The 21,723-nt window shown below is 59.4% G+C and carries 21 protein-coding genes; 15 read left to right on the top strand and 6 right to left on the bottom strand.

The genetic code is table 11. The annotated features are described in order from the left end of the window. Positions 1 to 181: 181 nt before the first annotated feature. Positions 182 to 2,359 carry a hypothetical protein gene (locus ACA065_RS07390; protein ID WP_497693945.1) on the top strand — a complete coding sequence of 726 codons (2,178 nt, stop codon included), beginning with the start codon at positions 182 to 184 and terminating at the stop codon, positions 2,357 to 2,359. A 311-nt stretch (positions 2,360 to 2,670) separates the two neighbouring features. Here ACA065_RS07390 and ACA065_RS07385 read toward each other — a convergent pair whose 3' ends face one another. Then, positions 2,671 to 2,973 carry a DUF2288 domain-containing protein gene (locus ACA065_RS07385; protein ID WP_497693944.1) on the bottom strand — a complete coding sequence of 101 codons (303 nt, stop codon included), beginning with the start codon at positions 2,971 to 2,973 and terminating at the stop codon, positions 2,671 to 2,673. Between the two features lie 341 nt (positions 2,974 to 3,314). Here ACA065_RS07385 and ACA065_RS07380 point away from each other — a divergent pair, with 341 nt between their 5' ends. The 9 genes from ACA065_RS07380 (at position 3,315) to ACA065_RS07340 (ending at position 11,067) form a co-directional block, all read left to right on the top strand. Continuing rightward, positions 3,315 to 4,442 (top strand): branched-chain amino acid ABC transporter substrate-binding protein, encoded by a 1,128-nt coding sequence (locus ACA065_RS07380; RefSeq protein WP_497693943.1) that lies wholly within the window; start codon positions 3,315 to 3,317, stop codon positions 4,440 to 4,442. 228 nt (positions 4,443 to 4,670) lie between these two features. After that, the gene (livH, locus tag ACA065_RS07375; RefSeq protein WP_003231100.1) at positions 4,671 to 5,594 is read left to right on the top strand and encodes a high-affinity branched-chain amino acid ABC transporter permease LivH; all 924 of its coding nucleotides are present in this window, start codon (positions 4,671 to 4,673) and stop codon (positions 5,592 to 5,594) included. Continuing rightward, on the top strand, positions 5,591 to 6,856 hold the full coding sequence (locus ACA065_RS07370) for a high-affinity branched-chain amino acid ABC transporter permease LivM (protein WP_497693942.1): 1,266 nt from the start codon (positions 5,591 to 5,593) through the stop codon (positions 6,854 to 6,856). The genes livH and ACA065_RS07370 overlap by 4 nt, the downstream gene beginning before the upstream one ends. Beyond that, complete coding sequence (livG, locus tag ACA065_RS07365) at positions 6,853 to 7,620, top strand: high-affinity branched-chain amino acid ABC transporter ATP-binding protein LivG (protein ID WP_016975067.1); 768 nt, start codon at positions 6,853 to 6,855, stop codon at positions 7,618 to 7,620. Before ACA065_RS07370 ends, livG begins: the two co-directional genes overlap by 4 nt. Before the next feature lies 1 nt (position 7,621). Beyond that, positions 7,622 to 8,323 (top strand): ABC transporter ATP-binding protein, encoded by a 702-nt coding sequence (locus ACA065_RS07360; RefSeq protein ID WP_083359752.1) that lies wholly within the window; start codon positions 7,622 to 7,624, stop codon positions 8,321 to 8,323. A 287-nt stretch (positions 8,324 to 8,610) separates the two neighbouring features. Further along, positions 8,611 to 8,910 (top strand): BufA1 family periplasmic bufferin-type metallophore, encoded by a 300-nt coding sequence (locus ACA065_RS07355; protein WP_497693941.1) that lies wholly within the window; start codon positions 8,611 to 8,613, stop codon positions 8,908 to 8,910. A 23-nt stretch (positions 8,911 to 8,933) separates the two neighbouring features. Next, the gene (bufB, locus tag ACA065_RS07350) at positions 8,934 to 9,812 is read left to right on the top strand and encodes an MNIO family bufferin maturase (protein WP_497693940.1); all 879 of its coding nucleotides are present in this window, start codon (positions 8,934 to 8,936) and stop codon (positions 9,810 to 9,812) included. Then, positions 9,809 to 10,585: an HvfC/BufC N-terminal domain-containing protein gene (locus ACA065_RS07345; RefSeq protein ID WP_497693939.1), complete on the top strand. Its 777-nt coding sequence runs from the start codon at positions 9,809 to 9,811 to the stop codon at positions 10,583 to 10,585. The genes bufB and ACA065_RS07345 overlap by 4 nt, the downstream gene beginning before the upstream one ends. Next, on the top strand, positions 10,582 to 11,067 hold the full coding sequence (locus tag ACA065_RS07340; RefSeq protein WP_497693938.1) for a DoxX family protein: 486 nt from the start codon (positions 10,582 to 10,584) through the stop codon (positions 11,065 to 11,067). The genes ACA065_RS07345 and ACA065_RS07340 overlap by 4 nt, the downstream gene beginning before the upstream one ends. Here ACA065_RS07340 and ACA065_RS07335 read toward each other — a convergent pair. Next, positions 11,058 to 11,972 carry a LysR family transcriptional regulator gene (locus tag ACA065_RS07335; protein WP_497693937.1) on the bottom strand — a complete coding sequence of 305 codons (915 nt, stop codon included), beginning with the start codon at positions 11,970 to 11,972 and terminating at the stop codon, positions 11,058 to 11,060. The two genes, ACA065_RS07340 and ACA065_RS07335, sit on opposite strands and share 10 nt — an antisense overlap. Positions 11,973 to 12,075: 103 nt before the next feature. On the opposite strand from ACA065_RS07335, the gene ACA065_RS07330 reads away from it, so the two are divergent. Continuing rightward, positions 12,076 to 12,675, top strand: a complete 600-nt coding sequence (locus ACA065_RS07330) for a short chain dehydrogenase (protein ID WP_497693936.1) — start codon at positions 12,076 to 12,078, stop codon at positions 12,673 to 12,675. On the opposite strand, the gene ACA065_RS07325 is transcribed toward ACA065_RS07330, so the two are convergent. Beyond that, entirely contained in the window at positions 12,660 to 13,040 is a 381-nt protein-coding gene (locus ACA065_RS07325; RefSeq protein WP_497693935.1) for a hypothetical protein, read from the bottom strand. The genes ACA065_RS07330 and ACA065_RS07325 overlap by 16 nt on opposite strands. Before the next feature lie 184 nt (positions 13,041 to 13,224). Here ACA065_RS07325 and ACA065_RS07320 point away from each other — a divergent pair, with 184 nt between their 5' ends. Then, positions 13,225 to 13,896, top strand: coding sequence for a COG3650 family protein (locus ACA065_RS07320; protein WP_497693934.1), 672 nt, complete (start codon positions 13,225 to 13,227; stop codon positions 13,894 to 13,896). Between the two features lie 106 nt (positions 13,897 to 14,002). After that, positions 14,003 to 15,616, top strand: a complete 1,614-nt coding sequence (locus tag ACA065_RS07315; protein WP_497693933.1) for an NAD(P)/FAD-dependent oxidoreductase — start codon at positions 14,003 to 14,005, stop codon at positions 15,614 to 15,616. A gap of 135 nt (positions 15,617 to 15,751) precedes the next feature. On the opposite strand, the gene ACA065_RS07310 is transcribed toward ACA065_RS07315, so the two are convergent. Next, positions 15,752 to 16,846 carry a PLP-dependent cysteine synthase family protein gene (locus ACA065_RS07310; RefSeq protein WP_497693932.1) on the bottom strand — a complete coding sequence of 365 codons (1,095 nt, stop codon included), beginning with the start codon at positions 16,844 to 16,846 and terminating at the stop codon, positions 15,752 to 15,754. Positions 16,847 to 17,062: 216 nt separating this feature from the next. Between ACA065_RS07310 and nhaA the strand changes: the two genes are divergently transcribed. Both nhaA and ACA065_RS07300 read left to right on the top strand, forming a co-directional pair. Beyond that, positions 17,063 to 18,238 (top strand): Na+/H+ antiporter NhaA, encoded by a 1,176-nt coding sequence (gene nhaA, locus ACA065_RS07305; protein ID WP_497693931.1) that lies wholly within the window; start codon positions 17,063 to 17,065, stop codon positions 18,236 to 18,238. Between the two features lie 196 nt (positions 18,239 to 18,434). Continuing rightward, entirely contained in the window at positions 18,435 to 20,057 is a 1,623-nt protein-coding gene (locus ACA065_RS07300) for a methyl-accepting chemotaxis protein (RefSeq protein WP_497693930.1), read from the top strand. A 270-nt stretch (positions 20,058 to 20,327) separates the two neighbouring features. On the opposite strand, the gene ACA065_RS07295 is transcribed toward ACA065_RS07300, so the two are convergent. Beyond that, entirely contained in the window at positions 20,328 to 20,792 is a 465-nt protein-coding gene (locus ACA065_RS07295; RefSeq protein WP_003189251.1) for an outer membrane lipoprotein, read from the bottom strand. Between the two features lie 261 nt (positions 20,793 to 21,053). Then, positions 21,054 to 21,701, bottom strand: a complete 648-nt coding sequence (gene pdxH / locus ACA065_RS07290) for a pyridoxamine 5'-phosphate oxidase (RefSeq protein ID WP_497693929.1) — start codon at positions 21,699 to 21,701, stop codon at positions 21,054 to 21,056. Positions 21,702 to 21,723 lie beyond the last annotated feature (22 nt).

Here is a 21,723-nt window from a genome sequence, read left to right as displayed (position 1 = left end):
CATCATTTGGCTAAAGAACGCCGACGAACGGCCGATTCATCAGAGTCGGGCCCGGATTCCCCTTGAAAAATCAGGGTTAACCCCGAGCGTCCCGGACTCAGACGCACTGTAAAGTCGCGAACTCTCATTCAGTGATGGCTCCCTGATTTTTCCGGCCATCCGTCCAGGTACATGGCGCCCAATGACTTCCAAAAATAACTCTGCCACCGTGGTATCCGACGTGTTGCCCACCGTTCCTGCGGAAAAAACCTCAGGTTCCAAGTCATTGAGCAACGCCCGCCCGCTGGCCACCCAGCAGTACCTGTACTTCACCGAAACCAACACCGACCGCATCCTCGACAACCTCGACGGCCTGCGCGACATGGTGTTCCCCAGCCTGCCCCAGCAGGAAGGCGACGGCGACGCGCGCAGCGAGCAAGAGTTTCCCTCGGTATGCCTGATTGGCCTGGGCCGCTGCGGCTCCAACATTGCCTTGGACGTGGCAGAGCTGGTGTACAACGCGCGCAAGTTTTACCTGAATGAATTCAGTACTGAGGATAAGTCGACGGATAAGGGCTACAGCCCGGCCCAGTGGATTCGTAACAACCTGCGCCTGGGCGGCGGCAAGCCCACCAAGCCGGTGTTCCTGGTGGAGCCGTTGGTGATGCTCGGCGATTTGGACAAGGACATCGCCGGGCGCATTCGTTTCTCGCGCAAGGGTGAAAAAAGCGGCTTCCTGCGCGACTACAGCAAAATGAAAATCATGGACCTGTCGGAGGTGCATGCCGGTGGCGCCGGTAACGCGCCGATCCTCGGCCAGTACCTGGCCAAGATCATCCTCAACAAAGACACCCAGCGTTTTTCCAGCCCCGACTGGAAGATGATCCACTCGTACTTGATCGACTCCTGCGGCATCAAGGCCAACCAGTCGCGCCTGTACTTCTCGATCTTCAGCGCCGGCGGCGGTACAGGCTCGGGCATGGCCTCGGAGTTCGGCCTGGCCCAGCAGCACTCGTACATGAACAAGACCTTCGACACCAAGCCGGCCGACGAGCACGACAGCAAAAGCGGCCACGCCTTTGTCTTCGAGCCGATCTTCACCAGCGGTATTTGTGTGCTGCCGAATATCTCCGACCACCGCAGCGAAATGTCCGAGGCGCTGCACATCAACGCCGGGCGGCTGTTGTGCAAATACCTGTCGGAAGAATGGGATTTCTCATACAACTTCGACAATGAAGACAGCAGTGAAGCCAGCGTCAAAGGCCGTATCCGCCCATGGAACGCGATGATGCTGATCTCCAACGACATCATGCGTTACGCCGAAGAAAGCGATGACGGCAATATCCAGAACATTGACGTCAATGCCATGGAAAAACACGCCAACCAATATATCTCGCAGCAGATCTTCAACATCCTTACCGCCCAGGCGGTGACCACCGACTACGACCAGAACTACTTCCGTCGCGCCGGCATCGACATCGGCGAAACCATCCGCCTGGATGCCAATGACCTGTTCATGAGCCTGGCCGGGCCGGTGGCGATTGCCTACGCCGAATCCGTGGTGCCGGAAACCCCGGCGCCGTCGAATGACAAGTTCAAAGTGTTTGATAAAGAGCCACAGCGGCTGAATATCGATGACCTGTTTTTCCGCTCGATTGATCTGCCGCACTTCAACAAGGTGACCCAGGCCATCGAGGGCATCAGCCTGTTGCCGATTGAGTCCAAGCGCTACAAGGCGTCATTGGAGCAGTACAAGAACTCCGGGTATGACGCGGCGGCGCTGCATGACCTGCACTTCTTCAAGAACTGCTCGTCGGTGGTGTCGATTGTGTCGTTGCCCAAGGACTACAAGCTGTCGTACATGGACTTGAACCGACTGAAGACTCACCTCAACAGCCTGTTCCCCAACACCACGCTCAAGCGTTATGCGTTGGTGATCGGCGCGTCGGCCAACTTGTCGCTGACCACCTTGATCGCCAAGAGCCCGTGCTTGTCGGATGATTTCCTCACGTTGATCGTGGCGTTTATCAAGCGTTGCTTTGCCCGCAACCCGTACCGGTTTGATGACACGCTGGATAATTCGATTCTGGATTTCATCATCCATGAGGATTTTGATGAAGACCGAATTGATGAACTGCTCAATGAATTTGAGAACCCGGCGAAGATTCTCGACACCAACTGGTACGCGATCAAACCGATGTACGAGAAGAAGTACCGCGAGTTGATCAACGACAAAGACAAGTTTGTGTCGATTAACGATATTCGCTTGTCACGCGAGTGTGTGAAGAAGGCGATCAAGTATCTGCGCGAGATTTATCGCCATCGGATTGGCAAGACCAAGGTTATTTCCTTGAATAACCATACCGGCAAGACTGCTTAAGCTTTTGTGGCGAGGGCGCTTTTGATCGTTCCTACGCTCTGCGCGGGAATGCCGCCTTGGACGCTCAGCGTCCGCTCTTGGTGACGCAGAGCGTCACTGGCTGCATTCCCACGCGGAGCGTAGGAACGATCTGCTCACACCCAGAAACAATTCCCCCGGCCTTTGGCCCCGCGTAAAACTGTTCCCGTGACGCGCACGTCACCCTCACCTGTGACCTTTCTCTACGGCAAGTTGCCATCACGGCGCCAGCGGTTACTCCGCTACACACTTGCGCCGACGAAAATCACGCACCTTTTTTGTGCAAGCGATTCTTACACTGCCCTTTCCTGGATCAGAATCCACGGCGAAACCACCACCGCCCACAGGCCAGGATCACGCTCAACCAAGTCCAATGCCCGCGTCGCAGACACCTCGCCAAGGCTCCCCGCAGCCAGCCACGCAGCGACTTTGTCGCGGTTATCCTCGGCCATTCCCTCGGCCGCCTCGATCAAATCCAGGCCGGCGTCGACCCACAATAGGGCACCCTTGGCAAAGAACGGCTCAAGCTCCTTCCAGGAAATTTCGGCGGTTTCACCGAGCAGCTTGGCATAGAGGGTGCTAGGTTCTTGCGTCATGGGAGTTCACCTGAATAAAAAATCGGCGCAATCATAGCGTCAGGCGTCAGGCAGAAAAACCCAGTTGCAAATGAGTCAACGATCGAAAGTGTCAGGAAAGCCAAGGATTGCCCGAAACTCTGGCATCACCCCGCCGCAATTCTGTCTTTTTCTTTCATTAAAGCGACATCCCCGGGTTTTGCCCCCAGCAGCCAGCTTTTCAAGCGATCAACCGGCGCTCTACACTGTACCGGTACAGTTGCCAGAGCACTGCCGGGGGGATATCCCAGATATCTGATCCGGTTCTGCAGCTCACAAGGCCGCTAGAACTATAAAAAATACAACAGTAAGAGTGGAGCACTATGAATAAGGCTACTAAGCAGATTTCCAAACTGTTTGCCGCTATGGTCCTGGCTGGGGTTGCCGGCCATTCGTTCGCAGCCGACACCATCAAGATCGGTATCGCAGGTCCCAAGACCGGTCCTGTGACGCAATATGGCGACATGCAATTCATGGGTGCCAAGCAGGCAATCGCCGACATCAACGCCAAAGGCGGCGTCGATGGCAAAATGCTTGAAGCCAAGGAATACGACGATGCTTGCGACCCTAAACAAGCCGTTGCCGTAGCCAACAAAGTGGTCAACGACGGCGTCAAGTTCGTGGTCGGTCACCTTTGCTCCAGCTCCACTCAGCCTGCAACCGACATCTACGAAGACGAAGGCGTGATCATGATCACTCCGGCGGCTACCAGCCCGGAAATCACCGCCCGTGGTTATAAACTGGTGTTCCGTACCATCGGCCTGGACAGCGCCCAGGGCCCGGCAGCCGGCAACTACATCGCCGACTTCGTGAAGCCTAAGGTGGTTGCCGTACTGCACGACAAACAGCAATACGGTGAAGGCATCGCCACTGCCGTTAAGCAGACCCTCGAGAAGAAAGGCGTGAAAGTCGCCGTCTTCGAAGGCCTGAACGCCGGCGACAAAGACTTCTCCTCGATCATCCAGAAGCTCAAGCAAGCCAACGTCGACTTCGTCTACTACGGCGGCTATCACCCAGAGCTGGGCCTGATCCTGCGTCAGTCCAAGGAAAAAGGCCTGAACGCCAAGTTCATGGGCCCAGAAGGCGTCGGCAACGATTCCATCTCGCAAATCGCCCAAGGCGCTTCCGAAGGCCTGCTGGTGACCCTGCCGAAATCCTTCGACACCGACCCTGCCAACAAAGCCATCGTTGAAGAGTTCGCCAAGAACAAGCAGGACCCAACCGGTCCGTTCGTGTTCCCGGCCTACTCGGCGGTTGAAGTCATCGCCGGCGGCATCGCTGCCGCGAAGAGCGAAGACACCGCCAAGGTGGCAGCCGCCATCCACGCCGGTACTTTCAAGACCCCTACCGGCGAGCTGAGCTTCGACGCCAAGGGCGACCTGAAGGACTTCAAGTTCGTGGTCTACGAATGGCACTTCGGTAAACCAAAAACCGAAGTTTCCCCTCAGTAAGCCAGGCGTTACTGGTTAACAAGCCCACTGTGAAAGCAGTGGGTTTTGTTTTACGAGGTTTATGGGCCTGTCACCCGCGATCCGGGCGCTGGCTCACCTGAAAATCTTAAAACCGTCACCAGCGGTTCGCTGGCAAACGCTTTGTGCAAATGTGCTCACAGAACACAGCGCAGGGCCGGAACATGACTCCACCAGTGAAATGCGTATCGGGTTTTTAGGAGCGCTGTAATGCCTGAGATCTATCATTTTTTCCAACAGCTGGTTAATGGCCTGACCATTGGCAGCACCTATGCCTTGATAGCCATTGGCTACACAATGGTTTACGGCATCATTGGAATGATCAACTTCGCCCATGGCGAGGTGTACATGATTGGTTCCTACGTGGCCTTCATCGCCCTTGCCGGGCTGGCCATGATGGGTATCCACTCCCTGCCGCTGTTGATGACCGCTGCGTTCCTTGCGTCGATCGTCGTGACCAGTGCCTATGGCTACAGTATTGAGCGCGTTGCCTACCGTCCCTTGCGTGGCAGCAACCGTTTGATCCCGCTGATTTCTGCCATCGGCATGTCGATTTTCCTACAGAACACTGTATTGCTGTCCCAGGACTCCAAGGATAAGTCCATTCCCAACCTGATCCCGGGGAGCTTCTCCTTCGGCCCAGGCGGCGCACAAGAAGTGCTGATTTCGTACATGCAGATCCTCGTATTCGTCGTCACCCTGGTGGCGATGCTGGGCCTGACGCTGTTCATTTCCCGCTCCCGTCTGGGGCGCGCCTGCCGGGCCTGCGCCGAAGACATCAAGATGGCCAACCTGCTGGGCATCAACACCAACAACATCATTGCCCTGACCTTCGTCATCGGTGCTGCGCTGGCGGCCGTCGCGGCGGTGCTGCTGAGCATGCAGTACGGCGTAATCAACCCCAACGCCGGTTTCCTGGTAGGCCTCAAGGCCTTTACAGCGGCGGTATTGGGCGGCATCGGCAGTATTCCGGGCGCCATGCTCGGTGGGCTGGTGCTGGGCGTGGCTGAAGCCTTTGGTGCCGATATCTTCGGCGACCAATACAAGGATGTGGTGGCGTTCGGCCTGTTGGTTCTGGTGCTGTTGTTCCGTCCGACCGGCATTCTGGGCCGTCCGGAGGTTGAGAAAGTATGAGCAGATATCTTAAATCGGCGTTTTTCAGCGCCTTGCTGGTATGGGCCGTGGCCTTTCCGGTACTCGGCCTCAAGCTGAGCATTGTCGGCATCAACCTGGAAGTGCATGGCACCGGTCCCGTGACCCTGACCATCATCGCCCTGTGCTCGGTGCTGATGTTCTTGCGCGTGCTGTTCACCCAGCAGGTCGGTGCCTTGTTCAAGGGCAACCGTGGGCCGCTGGTGTCGCCCAAGGTCAGCCAATTCCTGACCCTGCCGCGCACCCAGCGCTACATCATCATCGGCCTGATCGTGGCCGCGTTGATCTGGCCGTTCTTCGGCACGCGCGGCGCCGTCGACATCGCCACCCTGATCCTGATCTACGTGCTGCTGGGCCTGGGCCTGAACATCGTGGTGGGCCTGGCCGGCCTGCTCGATCTGGGTTACGTGGGCTTCTATGCCGTGGGTGCCTACACCTACGCGCTGCTCTCGCATTACCTGGGCTGGGGCTTCTGGATCTGCCTGCCACTGGCGGGTATGGCGGCGGCCACGTTCGGCTTCCTGCTGGGCTTCCCGGTGCTGCGCCTGCGCGGTGACTATTTGGCGATCGTGACCCTGGGCTTCGGTGAGATCATCCGGTTGTTCCTGCGTAACCTCACGGACATCACCGGCGGCCCCAACGGTATCAGCAGCATCCCCAAGCCAACGTTCTTCGGGCTGTCGTTCGACCGCACCGCGGCCGAAGGCATGCAGACCTTCCACGAGTACTTCGGGATCGACTACAACCCGGTGAGCAAAGTGGTGTTTCTGTACCTGGTGGCGTTGTTGCTGGCGCTGGCGGCCTTGTTCGTGATCAACCGTTTGCTGCGCATGCCGATCGGCCGTGCGTGGGAAGCGCTGCGCGAAGATGAAATCGCCTGCCGTGCGTTAGGCATGAACCCGACAGTTATCAAACTTTCGGCCTTCACCCTCGGGGCAACATTCGCCGGTTTCGCTGGCAGCTTCTTCGCCGCGCGCCAAGGCTTGGTGACCCCGGAGTCGTTCACCTTCATCGAGTCGGCGATCATTCTCGCCATCGTGGTACTGGGTGGCATGGGCTCGCAGCTGGGCGTGATCCTCGCGGCGATCGTGATGATCCTGCTGCCGGAAATGATGCGTGAGTTCAGCGAATACCGCATGTTGATGTTCGGCGCCATGATGGTGCTGATGATGATCTGGCGTCCTCAAGGTCTGCTGCCGATGCAACGCCCCGAACTTAAACTAAGAACGGAGCTGCACAAATGAGCCGCGAGATCCTCAAGGTTGAAAACCTAAGCATGCGCTTCGGCGGCTTGCTGGCGGTCAACGGCGTGGCCCTGACCGTGAAAGAAAAACAGGTAGTGGCGTTGATCGGCCCGAACGGCGCCGGCAAAACCACGGTGTTCAACTGCCTCACCGGCTTCTACAAGCCGAGCGGTGGCAGCATCCTGCTGGACGGCCAGCCGATCCAGGGCCTGGCCGGCCACGAGATCGCCCGCAAGGGCGTGGTGCGCACCTTCCAGAACGTGCGGTTGTTCAAGGACATGACGGCGGTCGAGAACCTGCTGATCGCCCAGCACCGTCACTTGAACACCAACTTCTTTGCTGGCCTGTTCAAGACCCCGGCGTTCCGCAAGAGCGAACGCGAGGCGATGGAATACGCCGAGTACTGGCTGGACAAGGTCAACCTCACCGAGTTTGCCAACCGCCCTGCCGGCACCCTGGCCTATGGGCAACAACGTCGCCTGGAGATCGCCCGCTGCATGATGACCCGCCCGCGGATCCTCATGCTCGACGAACCGGCCGCCGGCCTGAACCCCAAGGAAACCGAGGACCTCAAGGCATTGATCAGCGTGTTGCGCGAGGAAAACAACGCCACGGTGCTGTTGATCGAGCACGACATGAAACTGGTCATGAGCATTTCCGACCACATCGTGGTGATCAACCAGGGCACACCGCTGGCCGACGGGACGCCGGAACAGATCCGCGACAATCCTGAAGTGATCAAAGCCTATTTGGGGGAAGCGTAAAATGCTGCAATTCGAAAACGTTTCCACTTTCTACGGCAAGATCCAGGCCCTGCACAGCGTCAATGTGGAAGTGCGCCAAGGTGAAATCGTCACGCTGATCGGCGCCAACGGCGCCGGCAAGTCGACCTTGCTGATGACCTTGTGCGGTTCGCCGCAGGCCCACAGCGGCAGCATCCGCTACATGGGTGAAGAGCTGGTGGGCCAGCAGTCCTCGCAGATCATGCGCAAGAGCATTGCCGTGGTGCCCGAAGGCCGTCGCGTGTTCTCGCGCCTGACCGTGGAAGAGAACCTATCCATGGGCGGGTTCTTCACCGACAAGGGCGACTACCAGGAGCAGATGGACAAGGTGTTGCACCTGTTCCCCAGGCTCAAGGAACGCTTCAGCCAACGTGGCGGCACCATGTCCGGCGGCGAGCAGCAAATGCTCGCCATCGGCCGCGCGCTGATGAGCAAGCCCAAGCTGCTGCTCCTGGACGAACCCTCCCTGGGCCTGGCGCCGATCATCATCCAGCAGATCTTCGACATCATCGAACAGCTGCGCAAGGACGGTGTAACGGTGTTCCTGGTGGAGCAGAACGCCAACCAGGCACTGAAAATCGCCGACCGCGCCTACGTGTTGGAAAACGGCCGGGTGGTGATGCAGGGTACGGGCGAGCAGTTGCTGACGGATCCGAAAGTACGCGAGGCTTACCTGGGCGGTTAAAACGGTTGCTGATTGAACCGGATAAAAAATGTGGGAGCGGGCTTGTGTGGGAGCTGGCTTGCCTGCGATAGCAACACCTTGGTGTGACTGACACACCAAGGTGACTGCATCGCGGGCAAGCCCGGCTCCCACACAAGCCCGCTCCCACATTTGCTTTGTGTGATCCTTAAATTTTGCATCGATTGAAATTATTTTCGTCGAGCTTGTAACGAAATACGCCCTGCTGCCTCTAGTGGAGTAAGCAGGCAATCAAGCTCGCTACCTCAACCCACTGCTGGAGATACACCATGACCACTAAACTGTCCGCCGCTACCCTGATCCTCGCCCTCGGCTCTGCTCTGAGCCTGTCCGCCATGTCCAACCTGGCCCACGCCGACGACGCCAAAATGGACAAATGCTTCGGCGTCGCTGAAGCCGGCAAGAACGATTGCGCCGCAGGCGCCGGTACTTCCTGCGCCGGCACCTCGAAAGTCAAAGACCAGGCCAATGCCTGGAAACTGGTCCCAGCCGGCACCTGCGGCAAAACCGCAAGCTCCACTTCGCCAACCGGTTTCGGCCAGGCCGCAGCCTTCACCGCCAAGTCCTGAAACCCTGCGCCGCCTGAGTACTGATGATGACGCTTTTACCCCAACACACGGTCTCACCGGCTCAGGTGCCCGGCCTCCCTTACAGGGCCGGGCTGGGGCTGAAGAACGAGCACTTCATCGAAGTGCTCGAGACCTCGCCCGACATCGGCTTTTTTGAAGTGCACGCCGAAAACTACATGGTCGCCGGCGGCCCGTTTCATCACTACCTGGGTTTGATTCGCGAGCAGTACCCGCTGTCGCTGCACGGCGTGGGGCTGTCCATCGGTGGCGAAGGCCCGTTGAACCGTGAGCATCTGGCACGGTTGGCCACGCTGATCGAACGCTATCAACCCCACTCTTTTTCCGAACACCTGGCCTGGTCCAGCCACGGCCCGGTGTTTCTCAATGACTTGCTGCCCCTGGCCTACGATGCCGCCACCCTGAACCGAGTGTGTGAGCACATCGACCAGGTCCAAAGCACCCTCAAGCGGCCGATGCTGTTGGAAAACCCTTCGACTTATCTGCAGTTCCAGCGCTCCACCCTGGATGAGACGGACTTCATCAGCGAGATCATCCGCCGTACCGGGTGTGGCCTGCTGCTGGACGTCAACAACGTCTATGTATCGTGCATCAACCACCAGCGCGATCCACTTTCCTACATTGATGCGCTGCCATTGCACACAGTCGGTGAGATTCATCTGGCCGGCTTTGCCGAAGACACCGACAGCCTGGGCGACCGCCTGTTGATCGATGACCACGGCGCGCCCATCGATAACGCCGTGTGGCAGTTATACGAACAGGTACTCGCGCGTACTGGCCCGGTGGCCACGCTGATCGAACGGGACAACCAGGTGCCGGCTTTCAATGTACTGCACGCTGAAGCCCAACACGCCGACTGGCATCTGTCGCAGGTGAACGCATGAGCCATCACGCCGCGTTTGCCAATGCCTTGGTCGACCCCGGCCAGGCTTGCCCCGAGGGCCTTTTCAGCAGCAACGGCGCCGACCCGGCCAGCCGGTTTGCGGTGTATCGCAACAATGTCCACAGTTCATTGATCAACGCGCTGGCGACGGCTTACCCGGTGACCTTGCAGTTAGTCGGCGATGAGTTTTTTCGCGCCATGGCCGGCCTATTTATACAGGCGTGCCCGCCCACCAGTGCGCTGATCAGCGAATACGGCAATACATTTGCAGCCTTCATCCAGGACTTTGCACCCGCCGCCAGCGTGCCGTACCTGGCCGATATCGCAAGGCTTGAGCGCCTGCGGGTGCGCGCCTATCACGCGGCAGATACCCCGCCGCTTGCGCAGCAAACCGTTCTTCACGCGCTGCAAGGCCACACCGACCTGGGAAAATTGCGCCTGCAATTGCATCCATCCCTCGCCACCTTGAACTCCATCTACGCGGTGGTGGCCGTTTGGGCGGCGCACCAGACCGAGGGCGGCCTGGCCACCTTGAACCCCTGGCACGCCCAAAGCGCGCTGGTGTTGCGCCAAGGCTTGGCGGTCAAGGTATTCGCCATCGACAGTGGTTCGGCCGCGTTCATCAATAGCCTGAACCACGGCACGGCGCTGGAGATGGCAGTGGAGCAAGCCCTCGAAGCGTCAGCCGAATTCGACCTGAACCAATGCCTGACCCTGCTGATCAGCCACGACGCCATCACTCATTTGCACCCAGAACAAAAGGTATCGCCATGAACACCTCCCCTTCGTGCCTGGTTAAACAGGCCATCGTACTGTTCGAGAAAATCCCCTACAGCCTGATCGCCTTTATCGCGCGGTTTTCCATCGCGGCGGTGTTCTGGAAGTCCGGGCAAACCAAAGTTGAAGGCTTTGCCATCGACCTGATCAACGGCACGTTCCAGCTGGGCGAGCCTCGACTTGCGCCTTCCACACTGCCGTTGTTTCGCAGTGAATACCACGTGCCTTTGTTGTCACCGGAAGTGGCCGCGCACATGGCGGCGTTCGCCGAGCACTTTTTCCCGGTGCTGATCCTGGTAGGTTTTGCCACGCGCTTCTCGGCCCTGGCCCTGATCGGCATGACCCTGACCATTCAACTGTTCGTCTACCCGGACGCCTACCCGACCCACGGCACCTGGATCGCCTTGTTGCTGCTGTTGGTCGCCAAGGGCCCAGGCTGCTTGTCCATCGACCACCTGATCGCGCGCCGCTACCGCTGAAGACGGTCCAGGGTTTCGCCGCTGCGTTTGAACCAGTCCACCAGGTAATCGGCCAGCACTTGCGTGCGGCGTGGCAAGCCACCCTGGTAAGGGTGAACCAAGTACATCGGCATGCTTCGCGTCTGATAATCACGCAGGAGCCAGCGCAATCGGCCGTCAGCCAATTCTGCCGGTAAAACGTAGGACGGCAGGCGGGCGATACCAGCACCGACCAGCGCAGCTTTTTTCAACAGGTTGTAGTGGTTGGAGGCAAACGTGCCGCTGACCCGCACGCGCAACAGTTCATGTTGCTGGTGGTACAGCCATTCTTCTCGCCCGCTGTAGTGGCTGTTGAGCAGGCAAGTATGAGTGGCCAACTCCGCCGGGGTCCGCGGCTCGCCATGTTGCTCCAGGTAGGCGGGGCTGGCGCAGGTCATCTCGTGCCAGGCCAGCAGTGGCTTGGCCACCAGGCGTTCATTTTCGATAGCCCCCAAGCGCACACCCAAATCAAACCCATCCCTGGCCAGGTCTCGGTAGCTGTTGTTCAGTTCCAGCTCGATCTGCACCTGCGGGTAGTGCTTGGAGAATTCCAGCAACAAGCCATCAAAGAAGGTTTCTCCCAACGACACCGGAACCGTCATACGCACTGGCCCGGCCAAATCGTCTTTGAGCCGCGCCAATGCCTGACGGGCGCGTTCCACTTGTACCACCAGCGCCTGGGCTTGGGGCAATAACGCCGCACCGGCTGCGGTGAGGCTGAGCCTGCGGGTGGTGCGGTGCAGCAACACCACGCAAAACTGTGCCTCCAACTGGCTGATGCGCTTGGACAGCTGGCCTTTGCTGCACCCCAGTTGCTCGGCGGCCACGGTGAAACTGCCGGCCTCGATCAGTACGGCAAAGGCTGCCAAGTCATCCATCTCGCTCATGGATTGTTTCCAAATGAAAACCAAAGGTTGCTTATTAGCATGTTTATCCAGCTAAAAAGCCACACTAGACTGAAACCTCACTACCCCCTGGAGGAACAGCACGATGAAAATCCTATTGATTGGTGCCAGCGGCACGGTCGGCTCGGCAGTCAAGGCGGAACTCGCCCAACGTCACGAAGTGATCAGCATCGGGCGCACCACCGGCGACTTCCAGGTGGATATCAGCGACAGCGCCTCGATCCGCACGCTGTTCGAACAGACCGGCAAGTTCGATGCCTTGGTCTGTGCGGCGGGCAGCGTGAATTTCGTCGCGCTGGGCGACATGAGCGAAAACGATTTTGAACTGGGCCTGCGCGACAAGTTGATGGGCCAGGTCAACCTGCTGCTGATCGGCCGTGAGTACGCCAACGACGGTGCCTCGTTTACCTTCACCAGCGGCATTCTGAACCGTGACCCGATCCGCACCGGCGCGTCGGCGGCACTGGTCAATGGCGCGATTGACGCCTTCGTCAAAGCGGCGGCGATCGAGTTGCCACGCGGCCTGCGCGTCAACTCCGTGAGCCCGACCGTGCTGCTGGAAGCCATGGGCAGCTATGCTCCGTACTTCCGAGGCTACAAACCGGCACCCGGCGCTGATGTAGCACTGGCCTACGCGAAAAGCGTCGAGGGCTTACAGACAGGGCAAACCTACATCGTGGGTTGAGAGGCAATCGCCTCGCGCGCGAACTGGGACATCCATTCAATCACCAGTGGGCGCGGGGCCAAAAACCTGAACGCCCCACCCAGCTCACTGTGAACCACTGTAGTGCTTAGCTGATAACCGTCTACGTAGAGTGTCAGGTACTTGTGGTAGGCAAGCAGCGTGATGGATTTTGCCCTAGCCGTGGCTTCGGGAGTTAACGTGACGTTCACCTCAACGTAGGCCGGATCCGGGTTCTCGGCCCTTTTCAGCCCCACCGAGATTTCTGTGAAGTCGGTAACTGACGAGAAGACGAGCCGGGCAGGCTCGTCTGAAAAGGCCACACCTGCCCAGAGCAATAACGCGCCAATGCTCCATTTGATAGTCATTGCGAGACCCCATTCAAAAGCGTCGACATTCTTACGATTCCCCAAAACTCACTGTAGGAAATATCCCAATTAGCAACGCGTTATTTCCCAGCGTGTTCTGAACGATTCGTTCAAACCGTGTCCTGCACTTGTGATGCAGCGCCAGCCTGCGTAACGTGGCGGCACTTGTTTGGAGACCCTATAAATGCGCGCCGCCCGTACCCTTGCTCTGTTAGCCCTGCTGCCCCTGTTCACCGCTTGCCAGATGTTCGAGAGCGAGCCGGCCAAGCCGTCCACCGCGGGGCTGACTCGTATGCAGGGTGAATTGACAGTAGTCGGCGGCAAGCTGTTGTTCCAGCCTTGCGGCGACAAACGCAACTATGTGGTCAATGACACCGGTGGCACCAGCATCCTGCAGGAAGCCGCCTCCCTGGCCGGCCAGCAAGGCGCGCTGTTTGCCGACTTGCGCGGCAAGTTCACTGGGGTCGCCAGCGGCACCCAGGGCTCGGTTGAGCTGCAACAGCTCTATCGCATGGAGCGTTCGACCTCGGCCTGCAACGACCCGGACTTCAAGCGCATGATCCTGCGGGCCAACGGCCATAAACCTGCCTGGGCAATGAACGTCACCGCCAAAGGCATGGTACTGCAGCGCGAAGGCCAGCCACCCCTCGCCGTGCCTTTTGTGGAAGAACAGCTGGGCGACGGGCGGTTCAACCTGATGACCGAAGCCAACAACCAGCACATCGAACTCTGGGTGGCCCCACAGCGTTGCATCGACCCGGTGAGCGGCAGCCTGCAACACATGACCGCCGAGTTGCGCGTCAACGGCCAGGTGCAGCGTGGTTGCGCGGCGTTCGGCGGTTCCCGCGACGACTGATTGAGCGCTGCGCTGTTTTAACATGACGGAAAACCGCCATTGGGGCTTATAATCGCCGGTTTGCAAAACAGCCGGCCTTTTTGTCCGCCGCCTACCGGATCCCGTCATGTTACGAATCACCGAACTCAAGCTGCCCATCGACCATCCCGAAGAAGACCTGCGGCCTGCCATCGTGCAGCGCCTGGGCGTCGCCAGTGATGACCTGCTCGATTTCACCCTGTTCAAGCGCAGCTACGACGCCCGCAAGAAATCGTCGGAGCTGTGCTTCATCTACACCGTCGACCTGAACGTGAAGGGCGAAGCCGCCCTGCTGCTCAAGTTCGCCGATGACCGCAACATCAACCCCGCGCCGGACGTCAGCTACAAGGTAGTGGGCCAGGCGCCGGAAGGCTTGGTCGAACGCCCGATCGTGGTGGGTTTTGGCCCGTGCGGGATCTTTGCCGGGCTGCTGCTTGCGCAGATGGGCTTCAAGCCGATCATCCTCGAACGCGGCAAGGAAGTGCGCCAGCGCACCAAAGACACCTGGGGCCTGTGGCGCAAAAGCGTACTCAACCCCGAGTCCAACGTGCAGTTTGGCGAAGGCGGCGCCGGGACCTTCTCCGACGGCAAGCTCTACAGCCAGATCAAGGACCCGAAATTCCACGGTCGCAAAGTCCTGCACGAGTTCGTCAAAGCCGGTGCACCGGAAGAAATCCTCTACGTCAGCAAGCCGCACATCGGTACGTTCCGCCTGACCGGCGTGGTCGAAAACATGCGCCAGCAGATCATCGCCCTGGGCGGTGAAGTGCGCTTCGAACAGCGGGTTACCGATGTGCTGATCGAAGACGGCCAGTTGAACGGCGTAGTCATCGACGGCGGCGAACAAATCCTTTCCAGGCATGTGATTCTTGCCCTGGGCCACAGCGCCCGCGACACCTTCCGTATGCTGCATGGCCGTGGCGTGTACATGGAGGCCAAGCCGTTCTCGGTGGGTTTCCGTATCGAACACCCACAGTCGCTGATCGACGCCGCGCGCCTGGGCAAATACGCCGGGCACCCGAAACTCGGCGCGGCCGACTACAAACTGGTGCACCACGCCAAGAACGGCCGCTCGGTCTACAGCTTCTGCATGTGCCCGGGCGGTACGGTGGTGGCGGCCACGTCCGAGCCGAACCGCGTGGTGACTAACGGCATGAGCCAATACTCGCGTAACGAACGCAATGCCAACTCCGGCATTGTGGTCGGCATTACGCCTGAAGTGGATTACCCAGGCGGCCCGCTGGCCGGCATCGAGTTGCAGGAGCGCCTGGAATCCCACGCCTACATCCTGGGTGGCAGCAACTACGAGGCGCCGGCACAACTGGTGGGCGATTTCATCGCCGGCAAGCCGTCCACGGCCATCGGCAGTGTGGAACCGTCCTACAAGCCAGGGGTGTCGATGGGTGACTTGGCCCTGGCCTTGCCGGACTTCGCCATCGAAGCGATTCGTGAAGCACTGCCGGCGTTCGAGAAGCAGATCAAGGGCTACTCGCTGCACGATGCAGTGCTGACCGGTATCGAGACGCGCACTTCATCGCCGCTGCGGATTACCCGTGACGAGTCGATGCAGAGTTTGAACGTCAAAGGCCTGTTCCCGGCCGGTGAAGGTGCCGGTTACGCTGGTGGGATTCTGTCGGCGGGCGTTGACGGAATTCGGATTGCCGAGGCGTTGGCGCGGGATATGTTGGGTATTGAGGCCTGACACAGACCCTGAAAATACCGCAGTTCAAATGTGGGAGCGGGCTTGCTCGCGAAAGCGGTAGTTCAGTCGATGATTTGTTGACTGACAGTCCGCCTTCGCGAGCAAGCCCGCTCCCACATTGGGTTTTGGGTTGTTTCAGATATTGGCGCGCAGGATTGTTTCCGGCAACGGCTCGCCCCGCTCCACACTGGCCGCAACGGCCGCAATCAAGCCGTCCAGCTCATACCCTTGACCGGTGAGCCACGCCTGATCGTAGTAAGTGGTGGCATACCGCTCACCCCCATCACACAAAATCGCCACGATCGACCCCGACTCCCCCGCCGCTTTCATCTGCTGCGCCGCCACCAAGGCGCCAATCAGGTTAGTCCCGCTGGACCCGCCAACCCGCCGCCCCAGTCGCTCGGCCAGGTAATGCATGGCCGCCAGTGACAGCGCATCCGGCACCTTGACCATCGCATCAATCACCTTGGGCAAAAACGACGCCTCGACCCGTGGCCGGCCGATCCCTTCGATCCGCGAGCCGCAATCCAGGCGCAGGCTGGCGTCGCCAGTCAGGTAGTAGTCGAAGAACACCGAACGTTCGGCATCGGCGCATAACACGCGCGTGCAATGCTGGCGATACCGTACGTAGCGCCCCAAGGTCGCGGTGGTGCCGCCGGTGCCGGGGCTGGAAATCAACCAGCTCGGCTCGGGGTAATGCTCAAAACGCATCTGCTGGAAGATCGACTCGGCAATGTTGTTGTTCGCCCGCCAGTCCGTCGCACGCTCGGCGTAGGTGAATTGGTCCATGAAGTGACCGCCACTTTCCTTCGCCAACCGTTCGGATTCGGCGTAGATCTGCGTCGGATCCTTCACCAGGTGGCTCTTGCCACCGTAGAAAGCGATCTGGTCGATCTTCGCCTGGGAAGTCGTGGCCGGCATCACCGCAATAAACGGCAGGCCGAGCAAACGCGCAAAGTACGCTTCCGAAACCGCTGTAGAACCGCTGGACGCCTCGATCACCGGCGCGTCCGGTTTGAGCCAGCCGTTACACAGGGCATACAGGAACAGCGAGCGGGCAAGGCGATGCTTGAGGCTGCCCGTCGGATGGCTGGACTCATCCTTGAAGTACAACTCGATACCCGGCAAGCCCGGCAGTGGCAAGGGGATGAGATGCGTGTCGGCGCTGCGCTGAAAGTCCGCTTCAATGATGCGAATGGCTTCGCGGGCCCAGGTACGGTGGTCACTCATAAGGTGCGTCTCTCAAGATTTCAGCCCCAATTTTAGGGGGTTTCCTACACTGCACACAGATACAGTGACGTCTCAATTAGTCACACAATTGCTAGGCTCAAGCGCAACGTCCACTCTGCCTGTCGCTTATAACAAATAAGAATATAACTTTTGTTTTAACAACTAACGGTACGGGTTAGGGTAGCCACCTATTGAACCTGGATTGGAGAGCATCCCTTGCCTCTGCGTAGCACTTTCACCCGTTTCTTCCAGCTGGAAGCCGCCAGCGGTCTGTTGTTGATCGCCGCTGCCGCCCTGGCGCTGATCATCAACAATTCACCGTTGTCGCACCTGTACAACGCCTTTCTCGACGTACCGGTGGTGGCACAGGTTGGCGCGCTGAAAATCGCCAAACCTGCCCTGCTGTGGATCAACGATGGCCTGATGGCCCTGTTCTTCCTGTTGATCGGCCTGGAGGTCAAGCGCGAGTTGCTCGATGGCCACCTGTCCAAGCCCTCGCAAGTGGTCTTGCCGGGCGCTGCAGCCATTGGCGGCATGGTGGTGCCGGCGCTGATCTACTGGGCAATCAACAAGGACTACCCCGCCGCGCTTTCCGGCTGGGCGATCCCCATGGCCACCGATATTGCCTTCGCACTCGGCGTTCTGGCCCTGCTGGGCAAGCGCGTGCCGGTGTCGCTGAAACTGTTCCTGATGACGCTGGCCATCATTGATGACCTCGGTGCAATTATCGTCATCGCCGTGTTCTATTCAGCTGACCTGTCGGGCGCCGCCTTGGCGGGTGCAGGCGCTTGCTTGATTGCCTTGATCGCGATGAACCGCCTGGGCGTAATCAAGCTCGGGCCGTACTTGATCATCGGCCTGATCCTGTGGGTGTGTGTGCTCAAAAGTGGTGTGCACGCCACACTGGCGGGCGTAACCCTGGCCTTCTGCATCCCGATGCGCACCAAGAATGCCGAGCCGTCGCCGCTGATGACCCTGGAACACGCCCTGCACCCGTGGGTGGCCTATGCCATCCTGCCGCTGTTCGCGTTCGCCAACGCTGGCGTGTCCCTGACCGGCGTCAGCCTGGAAAGCTTCACCCATCACGTGCCCCTGGGCATCGCCGCCGGCCTGCTGATCGGCAAGACCGTCGGCGTGTTCGGCCTCACGTGGCTCGCCATCAAGACCGGCATTGCAGCCCTGCCCAGCGGCGCGAATTGGGGCCAGGTGTTTGGGGTGGCGATCCTGTGCGGTATCGGCTTTACCATGAGCCTGTTTGTCGGCTCCCTGGCGTTCGTACCGGGCGCCAGTGAGTTCGCAGGTGAAGATCGCATGGGGATTCTGACCGGGTCGATCCTCGCGGCGTGTATGGGTTACGCCGTGACAGCCATGGCGAGCCGCAAGAAAGCCTGAGCGCTCTGAAAGCCCCACAAAAACCCCCAACCGGTCGCCTGGTTGGGGGTTTTCTTTTTCTGAAGATGACACTTACTTCAAACGCCTAAAGACTTTCTGCTCGCCGCCGACTAGTGAATGTGGCGCTCCAACTGTCCCCGCCTGGGACACCGGCCGACACTGCTCCCCAACGCTTTCCAGCCCGAGCGAAAATCCCATGTTCCTGAGAAATATAAGAATCACCGCCAGAGCCTTCATCGGCTTCGCGGCTATTGCGTCGCTGAGTGTGTTTCTCGGTCTGTTCGCCCTCAAGCAGATAGGCGAAGTCCAGTCACAGGCTGCCGATATTCAGAACAATTGGATGCAGCGCGTCAGGCTACTGGCCCTGGCGAATGCTTCGCTCGATCGTTTTCGCCTCGGCGAAATGGCGCACATCCTGTCCTCAAGCGATGCCGACATGCAGACCTACGAAGACAAATCCGCCGGCCGCCTGAAAAGCGTCAAGGAACAGCTCGCGCAATATGCGCTGCTGCTGCGCACGCCTGAGGAAAAATCACGGCTGGAGGTGTTCAACCAAAGCCTGGATGCCTACGCGAAGAACCACACCGAGATGCTCAAACGCTCACGCTCAGGCGATAAAGCCGGCGCCCGCGACTTTCTCAACAGTATTCGAGAGAGCTATGAGCAGATGACCAAGAACTTCGATCAGCTGATAGATCTCGCCAACAAAGGCGCAGAACAGGCCGGCCGGACGTCCGAAGACGCTTACCGGCATGCCGTGAACGGTATCGCCATCGTTATCCTGCTGGTGAGTGCCGGCACAGTCTTGGTGGCATGGCTGCTGACCCGGAGCATTACCGGGCCGATCATTGAAGCGGTGCAGGTGGCCGAAACCATTGCCAAGGGGGATCTCACCCAGCCCATCAACCCTACGGGCAACGACGAGGCCACGCGCCTGCTGCGGGCGCAAGAAACCATGCGCAACAACCTGGTGCAGACCCTGCGGCACATTACCGGTTCATCCAGCCAATTGGCCGCGGCGGCTGAACAACTGAATGCGGTCACCGCCGAGGGTAGCCGCGACCTGCAGCGGCAACATGGGGAGATCGAGCAAGCGGCCACGGCCGTCACTGAGATGACCACCGCGATTGAAGAGGTCGCGCGAAATGCGGCATCGACCTCTGACCTGTCCCAAGAGTCGCGCAGCATCGCGTTGAAAGGCCAGCAGCGCATGGTTGAGGCGTTGAGTTCGATCCAGGCGCTGACCCGTGGGGTTGAAGTCAGCTCAGGTCAAGTCGGCGGCCTCGCCGAACAGGCTAAAGGGATCGGCAAGGTACTCGATGTGATCCGCACCATTGCCGAGCAAACCAACCTGCTGGCGCTGAACGCTGCCATCGAAGCTGCACGCGCCGGTGAGGCCGGTCGTGGTTTCGCGGTGGTCGCCGACGAAGTTCGTGCGCTGGCCCATCGCACCGCCCAATCGACGCAAGAAATCGAGCAGATGATCGGCAGCATCCAGGCCAACACGGCCAGCACCGTCAACACCATGCTCGACAGCAGCACCATGACCCAGCAAACCCTGGGGCTGGCCGAGTTGGCGCAACAGGCACTGGCGGACATTCTGGCGGCCAACGATGAGATCAACGACCGCAACCTGGTGATCACCACCGCGGCGGCGGAGCAAGCTGACGTTGCCCGGGCGGTTGATCGCAACTTGCTGAACATTCAGCAGTTGTCGATTCAGTCGGCAGAAGGTTCGACCCAGACGACTGCTGCCTCGCAATCCCTTGCCGGCCTGGCGCATGAGCTGAACACGATGGTGAAGCACTTTCAGGTTTGAAGGGCGGCTTTAAATTTCACAATGCATGGCCGACCGCAGTCTCTGTGGCGAGGGAGCTTGCTCCCGTTGGGCCGCGAAGCGGCCCCGCTCTGATGGCATTGGTTTAGCAGTGAAACGTGGCGAACTCTTAGGGGCTGTTAGTAGATCGTGCAATGGAACAGCGGTGTCCGACATAGTAGAGCTACAAATTTCATAGGCAGTCCCAGCCCATAAAAGCACAAAACCCCAACCGGTCACCCGGTTGGGGTTTTGTGCTTTTACAACTGACGCTTAACGCGTGACGCGGCTGGTACCGTCAACGGTCATGATGCGTACGCGGTCGCCGATGCGGAAGATTTCATTTTCCTGCACGGCTTGTACGTAGGCGCGCATGCTGCCGTCGTCTTCGCGGACGGTGATTTCCACGCCCTGGGTGCGGGTCAGGCCTTCTTCGGTGGCCGAGCCCAGCAGGCCGCCGGCTACGGCGCCGATCACAGCGGTGACGATACTGCCACGGCCGCCGCCGATGGCGCTGCCGCCAACACCGCCGATGACCGCGCCAGCAGCGCCGCCAATTGGGGTCTTGGTGCCTTCGATTTTCACCGGACGCAGGGATTCAATGGTGCCCATGCGAACGGTCTGTACACGGCGCGCCTCGTCACGGGAGTACGAGTCGCCGGTCAGACTCGAGGCGCAGCCACCCAACAGCAACGACAGGGTGGTAAAGCAGGCAACTAGTAAAACGGACTTACGCATAGCATCAACTCCAAAGGACAGGTATTCATTAGACGCCGCCGCTTGGCGCCTGTCACGGCAAGCACGTCAGAAAATTGCTTTCATTCAGCCTGAGTACAGACTGCCAGCACCAGAAAACTCGACGAACGGTTACTCTGATCATGTTCCAAAGAATGTCATGGACAGGTTGATTGTAGTCGTCCAGCAGCGCACGCCGAAGCCTCTTGGTTAGAAACTTCGGTGTGGCGGGTGACATTCAGGGGAACTGACGAAGGGTGAAACTCAGGGCGCCAGGCGCTCGCGCGTCCACTCGCCGGTTTGCAGGCGATAGTTCAGGCGGTCATGCAGACGACTGGCGCGTCCTTGCCAGAACTCAATGCGCTCGGGCAACAGGCGATAACCACCCCAATGCTCAGGGCAGTCGGGTTGGGTGTCGCTGAAACGCTGCTCAGTGGCCTTGAGCAAGTCCTGCAGCTCTTCGCGGTCACGAATGACCTGGCTCTGCGGTGATGCCCAAGCGCCAAGACGGCTGCCCAAAGGACGGACCTGATAATAAGCATCCGACTCCTCAGGCGTGACCTTGACCACCCGCCCTTCGATGCGCACCTGGCGCTCCAGGCTCGGCCAGAAGAACGTCATGGCTGCAAAAGGCCGTGCCGCAAGCTGTTCGCCCTTGGCACTCTGATAGTTGGTGAAGAAGGTAAAGCCCTGTGCGTCCAAGCCTTTGAGCAGCAGGATACGACAGTGCGGGCGACCGTCCTGGTCGACCGTGGCCAAGGTCATGGCATTGGCCTCCACCGGTGGCTGCTCGGTTTTCACCGCGTCGGCGAACCACTGGTGGAACAACGCAAACGGCTCGTCCGGGGCCTGGGCCTCGCTCAAACCGTCCCGCGTGTAGTCACGGCGCATATCGGCCAATGCCTGGGTCATGCGGCTCTATCCTTCTGGTTCA

This window comes from Pseudomonas sp. LBUM1640 (genome assembly GCF_059716225.1).
Note: the sequence above shows the minus strand (reverse complement) of the source record. Positions and strands in the feature narration are given on the sequence as shown.

Excerpts from the sequence above, each read along its gene's own strand:
- ACA065_RS07390 (WP_497693945.1), top strand. The coding sequence starts at position 182 with ATGACTTCCAAAAATAACTCTGCCACCGTGGTATCCGACGTGTTGCCC.
- ACA065_RS07385 (WP_497693944.1), bottom strand. The coding sequence starts at position 2,973 with ATGACGCAAGAACCTAGCACCCTCTATGCCAAGCTGCTCGGTGAAACC.
- ACA065_RS07380 (WP_497693943.1), top strand. The coding sequence starts at position 3,315 with ATGAATAAGGCTACTAAGCAGATTTCCAAACTGTTTGCCGCTATGGTC.
- livH (WP_003231100.1), top strand. The coding sequence starts at position 4,671 with ATGCCTGAGATCTATCATTTTTTCCAACAGCTGGTTAATGGCCTGACC.
- ACA065_RS07370 (WP_497693942.1), top strand. The coding sequence starts at position 5,591 with ATGAGCAGATATCTTAAATCGGCGTTTTTCAGCGCCTTGCTGGTATGG.
- livG (WP_016975067.1), top strand. The coding sequence starts at position 6,853 with ATGAGCCGCGAGATCCTCAAGGTTGAAAACCTAAGCATGCGCTTCGGC.
- ACA065_RS07360 (WP_083359752.1), top strand. The coding sequence starts at position 7,622 with ATGCTGCAATTCGAAAACGTTTCCACTTTCTACGGCAAGATCCAGGCC.
- ACA065_RS07355 (WP_497693941.1), top strand. The coding sequence starts at position 8,611 with ATGACCACTAAACTGTCCGCCGCTACCCTGATCCTCGCCCTCGGCTCT.
- bufB (WP_497693940.1), top strand. The coding sequence starts at position 8,934 with ATGATGACGCTTTTACCCCAACACACGGTCTCACCGGCTCAGGTGCCC.
- ACA065_RS07345 (WP_497693939.1), top strand. The coding sequence starts at position 9,809 with ATGAGCCATCACGCCGCGTTTGCCAATGCCTTGGTCGACCCCGGCCAG.
- ACA065_RS07340 (WP_497693938.1), top strand. The coding sequence starts at position 10,582 with ATGAACACCTCCCCTTCGTGCCTGGTTAAACAGGCCATCGTACTGTTC.
- ACA065_RS07335 (WP_497693937.1), bottom strand. The coding sequence starts at position 11,972 with ATGAGCGAGATGGATGACTTGGCAGCCTTTGCCGTACTGATCGAGGCC.
- ACA065_RS07330 (WP_497693936.1), top strand. The coding sequence starts at position 12,076 with ATGAAAATCCTATTGATTGGTGCCAGCGGCACGGTCGGCTCGGCAGTC.
- ACA065_RS07325 (WP_497693935.1), bottom strand. The coding sequence starts at position 13,040 with ATGACTATCAAATGGAGCATTGGCGCGTTATTGCTCTGGGCAGGTGTG.
- ACA065_RS07320 (WP_497693934.1), top strand. The coding sequence starts at position 13,225 with ATGCGCGCCGCCCGTACCCTTGCTCTGTTAGCCCTGCTGCCCCTGTTC.
- ACA065_RS07315 (WP_497693933.1), top strand. The coding sequence starts at position 14,003 with ATGTTACGAATCACCGAACTCAAGCTGCCCATCGACCATCCCGAAGAA.
- ACA065_RS07310 (WP_497693932.1), bottom strand. The coding sequence starts at position 16,846 with ATGAGTGACCACCGTACCTGGGCCCGCGAAGCCATTCGCATCATTGAA.
- ACA065_RS07300 (WP_497693930.1), top strand. The coding sequence starts at position 18,435 with ATGTTCCTGAGAAATATAAGAATCACCGCCAGAGCCTTCATCGGCTTC.
- ACA065_RS07295 (WP_003189251.1), bottom strand. The coding sequence starts at position 20,792 with ATGCGTAAGTCCGTTTTACTAGTTGCCTGCTTTACCACCCTGTCGTTG.
- pdxH (WP_497693929.1), bottom strand. The coding sequence starts at position 21,701 with ATGACCCAGGCATTGGCCGATATGCGCCGTGACTACACGCGGGACGGT.